The sequence below is a fragment of the Micromonospora sp. NPDC049175 genome (genome assembly GCF_043197345.1).
In the GTDB taxonomy this organism is placed as follows: domain Bacteria; phylum Actinomycetota; class Actinomycetes; order Mycobacteriales; family Micromonosporaceae; genus Micromonospora.
The window spans coordinates 533,697-548,184 of sequence record NZ_JBICSY010000006.1 but is presented as its reverse complement, the minus strand read 5'-3'; the positions used below and the strand labels follow the sequence as shown (position 1 = coordinate 548,184).

At 70.2% G+C, this 14,488-nt stretch carries 12 protein-coding genes; 5 read left to right on the top strand and 7 right to left on the bottom strand.

Going from position 1 to position 14,488, the window contains the following annotated elements:
- Positions 1–79: 79 nt before the first annotated feature.
- On the bottom strand, positions 80–1,162 hold the full coding sequence (locus ACGFH8_RS25755) for a Scr1 family TA system antitoxin-like transcriptional regulator (protein WP_393371667.1): 1,083 nt from the start codon (positions 1,160–1,162) through the stop codon (positions 80–82).
- A 229-nt stretch (positions 1,163–1,391) separates the two neighbouring features.
- Here ACGFH8_RS25755 and ACGFH8_RS25750 point away from each other — a divergent pair, with 229 nt between their 5' ends.
- The 3 genes from ACGFH8_RS25750 to ACGFH8_RS25740 all read left to right on the top strand — a co-directional run bounded on the left by ACGFH8_RS25750 (position 1,392) and on the right by ACGFH8_RS25740 (position 2,748).
- Positions 1,392–1,682 carry a DivIVA domain-containing protein gene (locus ACGFH8_RS25750; RefSeq protein ID WP_393371665.1) on the top strand — a complete coding sequence of 97 codons (291 nt, stop codon included), beginning with the start codon at positions 1,392–1,394 and terminating at the stop codon, positions 1,680–1,682.
- On the top strand, positions 1,679–1,930 hold the full coding sequence (locus ACGFH8_RS25745; RefSeq protein ID WP_393371663.1) for a hypothetical protein: 252 nt from the start codon (positions 1,679–1,681) through the stop codon (positions 1,928–1,930). The genes ACGFH8_RS25750 and ACGFH8_RS25745 overlap by 4 nt, the downstream gene beginning before the upstream one ends.
- A gap of 92 nt (positions 1,931–2,022) precedes the next feature.
- Positions 2,023–2,748, top strand: a complete 726-nt coding sequence (locus tag ACGFH8_RS25740; RefSeq protein WP_393371660.1) for a CBS domain-containing protein — start codon at positions 2,023–2,025, stop codon at positions 2,746–2,748.
- Positions 2,749–2,828: 80 nt separating this feature from the next.
- On the opposite strand, the gene ACGFH8_RS25735 is transcribed toward ACGFH8_RS25740, so the two are convergent.
- Positions 2,829–3,317 carry a hypothetical protein gene (locus ACGFH8_RS25735; protein WP_393371658.1) on the bottom strand — a complete coding sequence of 163 codons (489 nt, stop codon included), beginning with the start codon at positions 3,315–3,317 and terminating at the stop codon, positions 2,829–2,831.
- 119 nt (positions 3,318–3,436) lie between these two features.
- On the opposite strand from ACGFH8_RS25735, the gene ACGFH8_RS25730 reads away from it, so the two are divergent.
- Positions 3,437–9,424 carry a DUF4011 domain-containing protein gene (locus ACGFH8_RS25730; RefSeq protein WP_393371655.1) on the top strand — a complete coding sequence of 1,996 codons (5,988 nt, stop codon included), beginning with the start codon at positions 3,437–3,439 and terminating at the stop codon, positions 9,422–9,424.
- Between the two features lie 37 nt (positions 9,425–9,461).
- Here ACGFH8_RS25730 and ACGFH8_RS25725 read toward each other — a convergent pair whose 3' ends face one another.
- From ACGFH8_RS25725 to ACGFH8_RS25705, 5 genes are all read right to left on the bottom strand, one after another.
- Positions 9,462–10,001 carry a GNAT family N-acetyltransferase gene (locus ACGFH8_RS25725; protein WP_393371652.1) on the bottom strand — a complete coding sequence of 180 codons (540 nt, stop codon included), beginning with the start codon at positions 9,999–10,001 and terminating at the stop codon, positions 9,462–9,464.
- Between the two features lie 85 nt (positions 10,002–10,086).
- Positions 10,087–10,284: a DUF4926 domain-containing protein gene (locus ACGFH8_RS25720; RefSeq protein ID WP_393371649.1), complete on the bottom strand. Its 198-nt coding sequence runs from the start codon at positions 10,282–10,284 to the stop codon at positions 10,087–10,089.
- A 1-nt stretch (position 10,285) separates the two neighbouring features.
- On the bottom strand, positions 10,286–11,446 hold the full coding sequence (locus tag ACGFH8_RS25715; RefSeq protein WP_393371648.1) for a WXG100 family type VII secretion target: 1,161 nt from the start codon (positions 11,444–11,446) through the stop codon (positions 10,286–10,288).
- Positions 11,443–11,763, bottom strand: coding sequence for a type VII secretion target (locus ACGFH8_RS25710; RefSeq protein WP_393371645.1), 321 nt, complete (start codon positions 11,761–11,763; stop codon positions 11,443–11,445). The genes ACGFH8_RS25715 and ACGFH8_RS25710 overlap by 4 nt, the downstream gene beginning before the upstream one ends.
- A complete protein-coding gene (locus ACGFH8_RS25705) occupies positions 11,750–12,148 on the bottom strand; it encodes a YbaB/EbfC family DNA-binding protein (RefSeq protein ID WP_393371642.1) in 399 nt (132 codons plus the stop codon). The genes ACGFH8_RS25710 and ACGFH8_RS25705 overlap by 14 nt, the downstream gene beginning before the upstream one ends.
- Before the next feature lie 258 nt (positions 12,149–12,406).
- Here ACGFH8_RS25705 and ACGFH8_RS25700 point away from each other — a divergent pair, with 258 nt between their 5' ends.
- Positions 12,407–14,347, top strand: coding sequence for a Na+/H+ antiporter NhaA (locus ACGFH8_RS25700; protein ID WP_393371640.1), 1,941 nt, complete (start codon positions 12,407–12,409; stop codon positions 14,345–14,347).
- Positions 14,348–14,488: the final 141 nt, after the last annotated feature.

Below are 14,488 nucleotides of genomic sequence, written 5' to 3'. Positions count from 1 at the left end.
GAGTCACCCGCCGTTTGGTCCCGCGCATCGGACTGCAAGGGCCGTCCCCACGTCCGTGCGGTCACGAGGGTATACGACTTCAGCGGGTCAACGTGTTGTGGCGGGCACCGTCGACGAAGGCGCTCCAAGCGATCGGGCGAAAGGTGAGAGCCAATCCGGCCTGATCCTTGGAGTCGCGCACCGCGATGATGCCGGGAAGATTGTCGGCAACCTCGACGCAGTCGCCACCGTTGTCGCCGCTGCGGGTGCTCTTGCGCCAGATGGCGCCGGTCAGGTCAGTCATGCCGCATCTCCCAACGATCCGCTTGATCATGTCAGTCGATTCTGCCTCGCCGAGGGCCAGCGCATCCAGCCCGCGCCAGACGCGCTCATAGGCGGCCAACTCGTCGGGCTTGTCGAGGTAGAGCGCCCCGGTCAGCGATTCGCTGTAAACCACTGAGGGCTCTGGCGCGGCACGGCCGCCCTTGGTGGGCGGAAAGTCGAGGATCACGAAGGATCCCGCAACCGCGCCGGGCTGCGGGCCTGCTGCCAGTGGCAGCACCCGGACGCTGACGTTCGGTAGCTCGGACAGTTTGGTGAGGTGAGCGAGCTGTTCGGTCATGACCGGCGAGCCACCAACGCCACGGCGGAGTACCGCCTCAGACAGCACGGACTCAAGCGTGGGAGCTGCCGGAAACCGCCGAAAGAGCAATGCCTGCCGTTGAAGTCGGACCTGTACGGCCCGCTCGCGTTCCTCCTCGCTCAGGATCCCGCCGAGGCGGTAGAGCGCGTGGGCGTACTCCTTGGTCTGCAGAAGCCCAGGGATGAGCGATTCGTCATAACGACGGAGGTGGGCGGCGGCGGATTCCAGCCCCACGTACAGCTCGAACCAGTTCGGCACCGCATCCCCGTACGCGTGCCACCAGCCCTTCGACTTCGTCTCCACGGCCAGCCCGCGCATCGCCTCGGTCATCTCGGGCGACACCCCGTACAGCTCGCACATCGCCTTGACGTCGAGCACCCGGACCGAGCCCTGGCCGCATTCGAGGCGCCAGATTTTCTGCCGGCTGTATTCGAGGGCTTCGGCGGCGGCGTCGAGGGTCACCCCGGCCTCGTTGCGGAACTGTCGCAGGAGCCGGCCGAGTTGTCGGCGTGGCACTGTCGATCCGATGTCGTCGGGCATCCGCACACTCCCTGGTTCCGCCACGCAACACTGCGTGACCTTCTCCTGCAACTCCTACGGGTTGCAGCAAAGAAAGTCAATGCACAACGGCGAAAACGCTGTCTGGAACGTTGCGTTTCCACTGCGGAGTGTCGCAGGGTGGTCACAGCACGGCGGCCGGCGGGTCCCCCCGAACGGCCGCCGTGCTTCCCGAACACCCCTCGCTCCTCCGCGTCCGGAAGGCAGGCAGATGAACCCCAGAAACCAGCGACCAGGGCCACCTACCTACCACTCTGCCGCGTACACCAGTCTGCTGCCGTGGCAGGTGCGCGAACGCCGCTTCCCGCCGACCGGGTTCGGACGTCGCGGTCTGAACCCCGACGACGTGTACGCCTTCCTCGACCGGGGCGCCGGCGACATGGCCGCCGTCTACGCCGCTCTCGCCGAGAGCCGCCGCGAGACTGCCCGGATCAAGGCCGGCCTGCTTCGCGGGCAGACCGATCAGGCCCGTGCCCGCAACGAGCGGGGCCACACCCGGTGAGCCAGCGGTATGTCATCCACCTGCCCGTCGTCGCCAACGACCTGCCTGCCGCGCAACGCCTGGCCCGGGTCATCGGCCGGTGGATGCTGGTGCTGCCGATGGCAGATCCGGGGGAGACCACCGTCTCCGAGGAGGACCAGCAGTTTCTCCGCCACCGGGTCTTCTGCGACCTGCGGATGCCCGGCGGCCGACGCTGCCTCCTCCACGACGGCCACGACGGCCACTGCTCCCGCCGCTTGCGCCGATGAGGGAAGCGATGCCAGCGGTCGGACAGTATGGACGAGGCCGATCTGGCGGGCCATGATGCGGCGGCAGGCCGGGGCTGTGGCAGGCTCCGCCGGTGACGATCACGACGGCAGGTGCGCGATTTCTCGCCGCCTTCAACGACATTGAGAAGCACTTCCGGTCTACTCTGCGGGCCGATGTGGCGGTCGGGTTCGCCCAGCTGATCCGGGACTATGGGCAGCGGAGGCCTCTGTCGCACCATCAGAAGAATGCCCTGGTCGCGTTTGCCTCGCTGCGGAACGCGATCAGCCACGGCACCTATTACGGCGGCCGGCCGATCGCCGACCCGGTCGAGGTCGTCGTGCAGGAGATCGAGCATCTCCGACAGCAGATCATCGAACCGCCGTTGGCGCTGACCGTCCTCAAATCCGGCAATGTCTGCAGGGTGCATCCGGACGATCCGATTAGCATCGCGCTGGAACACGTCCGTGCCTTCGGGTACTCACAGTTGCCGGTGTACGACGACGCCTACGTGGGCGTGCTGACCACCAACGCCATCGCGCGGTGGCTCGCCGATCAGTTGGTCAAGAACACGGGAATCGCCGAGGAGGAGCCGGTCCGGCAGGTGCTTAGTTTCGCCGAGCCCGGGGAGAACGCCGTTCTGGTCTCCAGGGCGATCACCGTGGTGGAGGCGATTGACCGGCTCAGCCGAAGCCGGCTTGCCGGGCAACTGAATACGACGCTCATCATCACTCAAAACGGGATGCGGACCGACAAGCCGTTGCGCCTGGTGGTTCCGTTCGACCTACCGATCTTGAGTAAGGCGCTCGCCTTCAACTGAGCTGTCCAGGCATGGGGCGGCGTCTCGGACTCGGAGGTGAATTCCAAGCCGGCGACGCCGCCGCTGTGTGGAGGAGCCGGTCAAGCGGCGGGCGAGCCCAGGCGGAAGCCGCCGAGCTGGTTGATCAGCGCGTCGTCGCGGGTCACCTCGTAGCCGCGTTCACGAAGCTCGGCCACCAACCCGCCCTCGCCAGCAACCGGGATCTCGAGGTAGTCGCCGTCATGGACGGTGACCTGGCGCTTGCCGCAACGGTCCTGGAGGTCCTGCGGCAGCACCGTGAACGCCCGCTTGGTGACCATGGGCGGCCAGTTTCCGTCCGCGACCGCACCCACTTCGGTGATGTCGAAGGGCATGTCGTCGGCGTACCCGTCCTTCGGGTCGTGGTATTCCCGGCCGGCGGGGTTCCACAGGTGGGTCATCCGGACCTGGCGGGCCTCGCCCCAGGTTCGCGCGTCGGCGAGCGCCTGGATCTCCGCGGCCTCCTCGGTCGCGGTGCCGGCGTCAGCGAAGACGAGGCAGTCGTGCGCCGTGGCGTGGCCGTAGACCAGGTGCTGGTGTTGCGTCGTCATGGCGGAGATCCTGCCTCAGACAGAAGACTTCCAAGATCGTCGTACGGCCGGGGCCCTCTCCACCTGTCGGTCGACCGCTAGGCTGGCTCTCCACGGTCTCCCCACCTGGAGGGATGCCCATGTCCGACAGCGTCTTCGCGCAGTTCACCGTCACCGACGACCAGCTCGACGTCGGGCTGATCGTGCAGCCGGCCATCAACGCGGCCCTGGTGCACAACCGGGTGCCGCTGGTCCGTCACCTCACGCTCGTCAACCGAGGTGCGGTGCCGCTGACCGATGTCACGGTGACCCTGGAACTGCGCGGCCCGGACGGCGCCCTGACAGAGCCGTGGACGCGTACCCTCGCCGCGCCGTTGCGGCCCGGTGCCAGCACGAGCTGGGACGACTTCCGCGACTTCACCCCCGACCGCACGCTGCTGTACCGCACCGACGAGGCATTCCCGGTCGACTACACCCTTCGGGTGCAAGCGCAGGAGGAGGCACTGACGCTTGTCGCCCCGTCGCGAGTGTTGGCGCACAACGAGTGGTTCAACAGCCCTGTCCTGTACGACAGCCTGGCGGCCTTCGTGCAGCCGAACACCAAGGCCGTGGAGGCGGTCCTACGCGCAGCCGCCCAGCTCCTGCTCGCGCGGACCGGCTCCGGCTCGTTGCAGGGCTACCAGGAGGGCTCGGCGCGAGCGGTGCTGATCGCCGGCGCCGTGTACGAGGCGCTGCGCCAGCTCGAGATCACCTACCAGACGCTGCCGGCGTCCTTCGAGCACACCGGCCAGAAGGTGCGCACCACGGCGGCGGTGCTCGACGGGCGGCTCGGCAACTGCCTCGACCTGTCCGTCACGTACGCCGCGTGTCTGGAGGCGGCGGGGCTGCACCCGCTCATCTTCATCAGCGCGGGGCACGCCTTCGGCGGCTTCCTGCTGGAGGAGGAACGGCTGGGCTCGGCCGCGGTGACCGAGACCAACCTGCTGATCTCCATGGTGGACTCCGGCCGGGCCGTCCCGGTCGAGCTGACCCGCATCGGGCCGGGCGCGCAGTCGGCGACCTTCACCGAGGCGGTACGCGTCGGGCTCGGCCACTTCCGCGGCGACGGCGACCGCATGCAGGGCGTCGTCGACGTGCACCTGGCCCATCGCTCGGGGATCCGCCCGCTGCCGTCAGCCGACGAGTTGGTCGCCACGCCGCTGCTGAAGGAAACGACTGCCGAGGCGACGCCAGAGACAACAGCGTCCCTCGACCTGCCGCCCGGCGTCGCCGCCGCGAAGCTGCGTCAGTTCGCCGACGAGGGCGAGGAGGTGCCGTACCAGTCCGACGGGTCGCCGGCGCGCGTCCAGCAGTGGAAGAAGTCGCTGCTCGACCTGAGCCTGCGTAATCCGCTGCTCAACCTGCCCAAGCGCGGCCGTGGGCTGGACCTGCACGTGCCCGCCGGTGCGCTGGCCCTGCTCGACGACCTCATCCACGACGGCCGCCAGGTGCAGGTCATCCCGCAGGACGACATCAGTCACGTCCACGAGCTGGCCGGGTCGCGCCGGGCGCAGGACCTCGACGGCGAGATCCTCACCCGGGAGCTGCGTACCGACCGGCGGGTCTACGGCGCGGTCACCGACGCCCGCTACAAGACCGCGATGCGGGCGCTGCAACGCGAGGCGCGCACGATGGAGCAGGAGACCGGCAGCAACTACCTCTACCTGACCATCGGCACCCTGGTGCACACGAAGACGACCGGGGGAGAGGCGTACGCGCCGCTGTTCCTCCTGCCGGTGCGCATCGAGGGCGGCAACGGCCGTCGTCCGTACGCGATGGTCATCGACGGCACCGAGGTCGCCAGCCCGAACTACTGCCTGATCGAGTGGTTGCGGGTCAAGCACAGCGTGCGGATCCCGGAGCTGGAGCGACCGGTCCTCGACGAGCACGGCATCGACATCGCCAAGACCCTGGCCGCGATCAACACCGGGCTGCTCGACAACCGGCTCAACTACCGTATCGACGAGACCGCAAGCCTTCGGCTGGTGCAGTTCTCCACCTTCCAGATGTGGCGGGACCTCACCGACCACTGGCCCCGGTTCCTGGAGAACCCGGTCGTCCGGCACCTTGTCGAGTCCTCCGGCGCCACGTTCGACGATCCCGCCCGCCCGGAGCACGACGTCGAGATCGCCGTCGACGAGGCCGACCTGCACCTGCCCATCCCCGCCGACGGGTCGCAGATGCAGGCCATCGTGCGCGCCGAGCGCGGCCACTCGTTCGTCCTGGAGGGCCCGCCGGGCACCGGCAAGTCCCAGACCATCACCAACATGATCGCCCGGGCGGTCAGCGCGGGCCGGTCGGTGCTGTTCGTCGCCGAGAAGCAGGCCGCGCTGGAGGTGGTGAAGCGCCGCCTCAGGCAGGTGGGCCTCGGGCCGTTCGCGCTCGACCTGCACGGGCGCAAGCAGTCCCTCAACGCGATCCGCCAGCAGCTGCGCGACGCCCTCGACCAGTACGACCAGGGCGGCGACGGCTCGTGGACGGCCGTCGAGACGGCCTACCGGACGCGGCTCGCCCCGCTGGCCGAGTATCCGGCCCAGGTGCACACCGCAAACCCCGTCGGGATGTCGCTCTGGTCGGCCTACGAGCAGACCCTGGCGTACGGAGACGGCCCGGTCGCCCCGATCCCGGTGGCCTACCTGCACGCGCCCGCCCCGGCACGCGCGCAGGTCGAGACGACCCTGCGGGAGTTTCCGGCGGCCGCACGATCGGCCCGACTCCGGGCCGCGCACCCGTGGGCGCTCAGCGGTTGCCGCACCCTCGACGGGTTGCACGGCGCCGCGGTCACCGAGATCGCCGGTGAGCTCGAACGCCTCCGCGCCGACCTCGCCACCCACCCGCACCTGGTCGAGTTGCTGCGGACGCTGCCCGCCCCGGAGACCGTGAGCGAGCTGCAGGCGGGCGCGTGGCTCGCCGTACGCGGACTGCTGCCGGACCGGCAGACCACCCTGCACGCCAGCGACCGACGGTGGGACGAGGCGGTGGCCCGGCTCCAGGCGGACCTGGCGGCCTTCCGGCAGGGCTTCGCCGGTGAGCTGGCCGACTTCCGGCCGGACGTGTTCGCCCGGCCGGAGTTGACCGCCTGGCACGCCGAGGCGCAGGGGGTCGCCAAGAGGCTCTTCGGCAAGCGCAAGCGTTGGCAGGCAATCGTGGATCGGCTGGCGGTGCACCTGGTCGCCGGTGCGACGCTCGACGTCGATCGGGTGGAGGTCACAAGCGGTCGGCTGGTGGCGGCCCAGGCGCAGGCGGCGGCCCTCGATCAGCAGTGGGTGGCGGTGGGCGGACTGCGGCTGTCGCAGTGGCAGCCCACGGACCCCGACGCGCAGGAGCGGCTGGCCGAGGCGATCGAGGCGACCCAGGTCGGTCGGACGCTCCTGGCCCGGCACCCGCAGGCCTGGGAGCTGTTCTACGGCGGGTTCACCGATGTCGACGCGGTGTTGCTCGACCGGGTCGCCTCGCGGTGGCGGGCCTGGCGCGGCGTGTTGCGCTCCGGCGGGTCGGAGCTGAGCCGGTGGGCCGCCGGAGCGCACTGGGTCGACGCCTGGCAGCGCGACGGCGTGGCCTGGCTGCACGAGCTGCGGAGCGAGGAGTTGTTCCCGCTGCGCCGGTGGGCGACCGTCCTGACCCATGCCGACGTGCTCGCCTCGGCCGGTCTCACCGACTACCAGGACCAGCTACTGCGCGCCGAGGTGGCCGGGCATCTCGCCGAGGAGGTCTACCGGCGGGGAGTCGCCGCGGCGTCCCTCGCCGAGCGGATGCGGGCCGGCGGCCTGCAGTACTTCGACCCGGAACTGCACGACGACGAGATCAGCCAGTTCGAGGCGGCCGCCGGTGAGCTGCGGTCCGCGCTGCCGACGCAGCTGCCGTCGGTGCTGGTCCGCCGCCGCCCCTTCAGCCCGGCCGACAGGCGTGGCCGCTTCGCCGACTTCGCGGCGGAGCTGCGCCGCAAGCGGGGCGGGCGGTCCTTCCGGGAGCTGTTCGAGCAGTACCCGGACGCGGTGCTCGCACTGACTCCGTGCGTGCTTGTCAGTCCCGCGTCTGCCGCGAACTTCCTGGCGCCGGGGAGCCAACGGTTCGACCTGGTCGTCTTCGACGAGGCCTCGCAGATCCGCGTGGCGGAGGCGATCGGCGCGATGGGCCGGGGCAGCGCAGCGGTGGTGGTCGGTGACTCCCGGCAGATGCCGCCAAGCAGCATCATGCAGGCCAGCCACAGTGTGGACGAGGTCGACGTGGGCGACGGCCCGGTGCCGGAGGACCTGGAGAGCATCCTCAGCGAGGCCGTCGAGTCGGGGCTGCCGCAACGGTGGCTCTCCTGGCACTACCGCAGTCACGACGAGTCACTGATCGCCTTCTCCAACCGCTACTACTACGACAACAAGCTCTCCAGCCTCCCGTCGCCCGGTGCCGCCAGCTCGGCGGGCGTCAGCTGGCGGCGGGTCGACGGCCAGTACGACCGGGGCGGGTCCCGCACCAACGAGGTCGAGGCGCGGGCGATCCTCGCCGACATCACCCGGCGGCTGCACGAGCCGGCGACCGCCACCCAGTCCGTCGGCGTGGTCACCTTCAACATCCAGCAGCGGGACCTCATCCTCAACCTGCTGGAGGAGAGCACCGATCCGATCATCCGCGAGCACCTCTCCGGCGCGGTCGCGGAGCCGATCTTCGTGAAGAACCTGGAGAACGTGCAGGGCGACGAGCGGGACGTCGTCCTGTTCTCCCTGGCCTTCTCCACCAACCCGGAGACCGGTCAGCTCCCGCTGAACTTCGGTCCGCTCAGCCAGGCCGGCGGCGAGCGGCGACTCAACGTCGCCATCACCCGCGCCCGCCGCCAGGTCGTCCTCTACTCGTCCTTCGACCCGTCGGACATCGACCTGTCCCGTACGTCCGCGTTGGGCACGCAGCACCTGCGGGCGTACTGCGAGATGGCCGCCGCCGGCGCGGAACGCCTGGGTGACCTCACCGCCGACCGCACCGAGCGGCGCAGTCGGATCCGCGCGGAGGTGGCCGCGGCGCTGCGCGACCGCGGCCACGAGGTCCGTACCTCGCACGGTCTCTCCGACTTCACAGTGGACATCGCGGTACGCAGACCAGGCGCACCGCTGTGGCAGGTGGCCGTCATGCTCGACGGTCCGGAGTGGGGCGCCCGCCCGACGGTGGCCGACCGTGACTCGGCGCCCGCGCTCCTCCGCTCGATCATGGGTTGGCCGGAGGTCGTGCGGTTCTGGCTGCCAGCGTGGATCCACGACCGGTCGGCGCTGCTCGACCGGGTCGACGAGGCGGTCACCCGGGCCGACGCCGCCACGACCGCCGAACCGGAGCCGTCGGCGGTCGCCTCGGCACCCGACACCATCGCGTTGCCACAGCCGCGCTCGGAGTCGGATGTGGAACCGCCGCGCCCGACACCGCCCGCCGAGGTGCCCCAGCCGCGCCTCGCGCTGGACGAGGAGCCGTTCCGGGAGGTGTCGGCGCCACCGGTCACCGCACTCGCCGCACCGCAGGTCACGGCACCCTCGGATGCGGACACGATCACGGTGAGCCCGTTCGTTCCGTACGTCCCGACCCCGCTCGGAGACCAGGCCGACCTCGACCTGCTGGCCACCGATCGGGCGGTACGTGAGCTGATGCGGACCGCCCTCCACGAGATCATCGAGGCCGAGGGACCCATCGAACAGCACCGGCTCGCACGCCTCGCCCTCGCCCGGTTCGGTTTCCTCCGGACCCGGGAGGACCGGCGTACCGCAGTGCTCTCGCTCGTCGACTCCCGTCGTCTGTACCCGCACCCGAGCGTGAGCCGGTACGCCTGGCCCGAGGACACCGACCCGCAGACGTACCGCGCGTACCGGGTCACGCAGGCGAGCAACGACCGCGCGTTCGAGGAGGTGCCACCCGAGGAGGTGGCCAACGCCCTCGTGCACGTGCTGCGGGGCGTACCGAGCATGGACGAGGAACGGCTGTTGCGCGCCGGCCTGGAACGGCTGGGCTACCGCCGCCGCACCGAGAAGATCGACAAACTACTCCGGTACGGGCTGCACGTCGCGGTGACAAGCGGTCGCCTCCGCTTCGACCAGGACGGTCGCCTCACCCAGGGTTGACCAGAGCCCTTCACTCGTACGGGTACCAGACCGTGTTTCAGCCCGCGGCGTGCAGCGGCCGTTCGTAACGGCTGACAATGGTGACGGGGCCCTGTTGTTCCCGCTGGCCGGGTGCACCACCCACGGCCACGTCACCGCGGTGAACGAACCCGGAGGCCTCGTAGTAGGCGCGTAGCCGACGATTGGATGCCACGCAGTCCAGGCGGAGAGCATCCCGGCCATCAGAACGGGCGGTGTCCGCAGCCCAGGCCAGGATGACGGCGCCGAGACCGCCTGCCCAGCGGCACACGGCCATCCTGTGCACGTACGCCGCCTGCCCGCTGATGTCGGCCCAGACGGGATCCGCCCAGTCCAGCGTGACGGTCCCGGCGATCCTGTCGTTGATCGCGATCAGCCAGGTCTCACCGCGGCGACACGCGTCATCGATCCAGCCCGCCTCGAAACGCGCGGGCCACTGACTGATCCCGCGTTCGCGCAGCCATGCCGCCGCCTCGTCGAGGACGCGGAGCACGTCGGGTATGTCGTCGACTCCGGCACGCCGAAAGGTGACCGTGTCGTCGCTGCCACCGCCAACCATCCGGACATGATCGCAGAGACTGCCGAGTGACCGGGCAGGGTGGCACCCACCGCTCGCCAGCCGTAACCAGCCCGCTGCCTCCGAACTATCTGTCGCGGTGCACTATCTGGTCTGTCCGGAGCGTGACCATGGCGACCGTACGGCCATCGGCGTCGGCGAACTCGACTTCGTACGCAGGCGGTGGGCCGTTGAAGACATGCACGACGGTTCCCGTTGCCCCGGCGGGCAGTTCTTCTCCCGGAATGGCTTCTCGGAGTTCAATCACGTCGTACAGCTCCACCATGTCAACCTTCCTTTGGCGGGAACGATATTGTCACCATCCGAGGTGCAGGTGCCCCGCTCTCCAGTATCCAGGCTGTGCGGACTGTGATCGTGCCATCGGGGCCGCTCAGGGGTAGGTCCACGTTCCACCGCTGGCCGAACTCGTCCGCCTTGCCGAGCAGGGGCTTGCCGGCGATTACGCCTTCGCGAATCTGCTGCAGGATTGCGTCGGCGTCGTCCGGGCCGAGGCCAGTGGCGGAGTTGATGACGCGATACTTGTTCTTGCCGACAGGGTGGTCCGGGTTCATGGCGTAGGCGGTGATCTTCCGTGAGTCGATCTCGGCCTGAGTGAAGTCCGGTCGGCTGGGATCAGCCGAAATCTTCGTCGGCCCGGGATTGTCGGGCCTCGGGGGATCGGGCGACTGCTTCTGGAGCCGACCCAGCGCCTGCTTGAGTTTCTCGATGAGGTCGCCGAGCCGGCGCATCTCCGGAATGAGCCGCCGCAGGCTGGCCAGCAGCCCGCGCAGCAGCCGTGCGATCCGCGCACCCCACGACGCGACCAACGTCGTCACCTGCTCAACGACCAGCGGCGCGGCCAGTCCGCCGGTGATGACGAGTTCGCTCGCGTACACGATGAGGCGGGACACGCAGGTGGCGATGGCGTCGCGGACCAGGAGCCGGACGGCGGCCACCAGGCCGGCGGCGCCTTCGGTGATCGCGGCCATGGTGTCGGCGCCCTGGGCGAGGCCACTGATGGCCTGCTGTTGTTCGGCGGCCCAGCCCCGGTAGGCGGGACCGGCGCTACCGCCCCAGCCGGCGACGTCGGTGCGAACGGCGCGGGTCAGCGCGCCGGCCTCCTCGCGCAGCGATGCGGCGACGTTGCGCCAGGTCTGGGCGTGTGCGGTGATCTGCGCGGGGTCGCCGGCGAGCCAGTCCAGCGCCTCACTGAGCGGCTTGACGTGCTCGATGAGCCAGGCGATCCCGTACTGGAGCAGGGCGCCGACCGGGTCGGAGACGAAGGCGAGGGCGTCCAGGCCGGCGCTCACCACGCCGAGGCTGCCGTCGATCCAACTGCCGTTGCGGACGCCCTGCGCGATGAGTTCGATGTCCTCGCAGATCCACACGCCCGCCCAGGCGCTGGGCGGGGTGTCCGCAGCGGCGGCGACGAGTGGATTGGACGTCACCGCTGCTGCCGCACCCCGTCGAGCAGTTGCCTGGCGTGGGCGTCCGAGTGTCGGTAGCGGTCCGCGCTGGTCCGCAGCCTCCCGGCGGTGTCCCGCACGGACCCGGCCGCGGAGCCGATGCCGTCGACCAGGGTTCGCTGCAGGCCGTCGAGCAGCGTCGGCATCAGCGCGCAGAGCTGCCCGTAGGCGTCGGTGCCCAACCGGACGTGCTGGCCGGCCTGCTGGGCGGTGTCGAGGCTGTCGGCACAGCGATCGAGACGTGCGGCGTGGGCGGTGAGGTCGTCCGGGTCGACCTCGATGCCGTCACCGGCGGGCATCGTCTGATCCCTGGTCGGGGAGAAGTCGGCTGCGGTACGAGTCGATGATCGCCCGGGTGCTCGCGTCGTCGCCCAACGACTCCGTGGCCGCGTCGCTGACCTGTCGGAGCAGGTCGGCGCGCGCGGCGGTGGTGGTCTCCAGGATCTGCCGAGCGGTGTGCGCCGCGGGTTGGTGCCGGATGAGCTCGTCGAGCCGCAGGTCGACGAGCAGACCAGCCGAGTCGACGGTGACGTGGACAGTCCGAGCGGCGTTGCGGGCGGTGCCGGTCAGCTCCCGCATCGTCGCCGACAGAGTCCTGGCTCGTTCCGCCCGCTCGGCGAGCGATGATTCCCACTCGTCAAGTCGGCCTTCGGCCGCGTCGAGCGCGGCGTCGTCCACCCACATGTCGACCCTCCCCAGGAACCGACGACATCACCGGCACGCTACCAACCAGTCGCACTGCGTGCGTGCCCTCAGGGTGGTCGCCGGCCCTCCGCGCGATCTTGCACTTGCTGTCGCGACAAATGACGCAGAGTCCCGCATCTCGGCGACAGAAAGTGCAAGATCGACGCAACAGGCGCGGTGGGCCCGGGTCCGCGGCGGCCCGTCACGAGGTGTCCGATTCCGAACCACGTGCCGATCGGCTCGACAAGGATTGTTCCCGTGACGAGCAGCAGTCCCCTGCGGGGATGGAGCAGTCGGACCGCCTGGGAGGGGCGGTTCAACGCTCCGCTGCGCGCGTTCCTGCGCACCGAGACCGGCGGTGCCCGGGTGGTGCTGGTCGCCGCGGTGCTGGCCCTCGGCTGGGCCAACCTGCACGTCTCGTCGTACGAGTCGGTGTGGGGCACCTCGCTCTCGGTTCGGCTCGGCGACTGGTCCGTGTCACACGACCTGCGTACCTGGGTGAACAGCGGCCTCATGACCTTCTTCTTCCTGGTGGCCGGGCTGGAGTTGCGCCGCGAGTTCGACATCGGCGAGCTGCGGGAGCGGCGACGGCTGGCGTTGCCGATGCTCGCCGGGTTCGGCGGCATGCTGCTGCCGATCGCGATCTATCTCGTGATCAACGCCGGCCACACCACGGCCGGGGGCTGGGGCGTGGTGATGGCCACGGACACGGCGCTCGCGCTCGGCGCGCTGGCCGTCTTCGGGCCGCGCTTCTCGGATCGGCTGCGGGGTTTCCTGCTGACCGTCTCCGTCGTCGACGACGTGCTCGCGATCGCGGTGCTGGCCATCGCGTACCCGCATCATCCCTCGCTGTCGGCGCTGCTCGTCGCGGTGGTGATCTTCGGTGTTGTCCTGGTCGTCCGGGCCCTGGGTGTGCGGTTCGGGCCTGTGTACGCGGTGCTGGGGGTGGCCGCCTGGGTGGCGGTCTCGGAGTCCGGTGTCGATCCGGTCGTGGTGGGTCTGGTGATGGGGTTGCTGACCTACGCGTACGCCCCGGACCGGAGCGACCTGCGGCGGGCCAGCGACCAGTTCCGCCTCTTCCGTGAGCAGCCCACCCCGCAGCTCGCCCGGATGGCGCGGGCCGGGCTGATTTCGGCGGTGTCGCCCAACGAGCGGCTCCAGAGCATCTACCATCCGTGGGCGAGCTACCTGGTCGTGCCGCTCTTCGCGCTGGCCAACGTGGGGATCGTGATCGACGGCGACCTGCTCGCCAGGGCTGTGGTCTCGCCGGTGGCGCTCGGTGTGGTGGTCGCGTACGTCGTCGGTAAGCCGGCCGGGATCGTGGCCACCTCGTGGTTGGTGGCCCGGCTGAGCGGTAACCGGTTCCGGCCACCCGTCGGCTGGGCCGCCGTCGTGGGGGTCGGCACGGTTTCCGGCATCGGGTTCACCGTCGCGCTGCTCATCGCCACCCATGCCCTGAGCGGCCCGGCCCTGGACGAGGCGAAGCTCGGCATCCTCGTCGCCACAGCCGGCGCGTCCCTCGTCACCTGGCTGGTGTTCCGCGCTGTCGGACGACTGTCACCGGCACGGCGTGCGCGGGCGCTGTTGGGCGTCACCGAGGGGATCGTCGACCTGATGCTGCCGGTCGACCCGGAGCGTGACCACATGCGCGGGCCGGTCGAGGCGCCGGTGACGGTCGTGGAGTACGGCGACTTCGAGTGCCCCTACTGCGGGCAGGCCGAGCCGGTGGTCCGGGAACTGCTGGCCGACTTCGCGAACGTCAGGTACGTCTGGCGGCACCTGCCGCTCACCGACGTCCACCCGCACGCCCAACTCGCCGCCGAGGCCGCCGAGGCGGCGGGGGAGCAGGGCGCGTTCTGGGAGATGCACGATCTGCTGCTCGCGCACCAGGACGCCCTCGACCCCACCGAGGTGCTCGGCTACGCCGAACGGCTCGGCCTGGACCTCGACCGGTTCCGGGAGCACATGGTGAAACGGATGGGCGTCGACCGGGTCGCCGAGGACGTCGACTCCGCAGACCTCAGCGGTGTCACCGGCACCCCCACCTTCTTCATCAACGGCCGGCGGCACCACGGCGCGTACGACATGACGGCGCTCTCGGCGGCGGTGCGGGGGGCGTTCGCCAGCGCGAGGCTCCGCCCGGAGTACCACCCTCGACCTCCCGGACGACGCGAGGGCGGGCCGTCGTACCCGGCGTGATCGGTCGTGGGGGCGCGGGCGGCGCACGGGCCGCCACCTGATGAGGGGCGTTTCGGGCCGTTGTCGCACCTGCGTGGCGGGCCAAGACCCATGCTGCACGGGGGGACAGGAGCCGCGATGGCCCGCAGCAGGGGCGTCCGA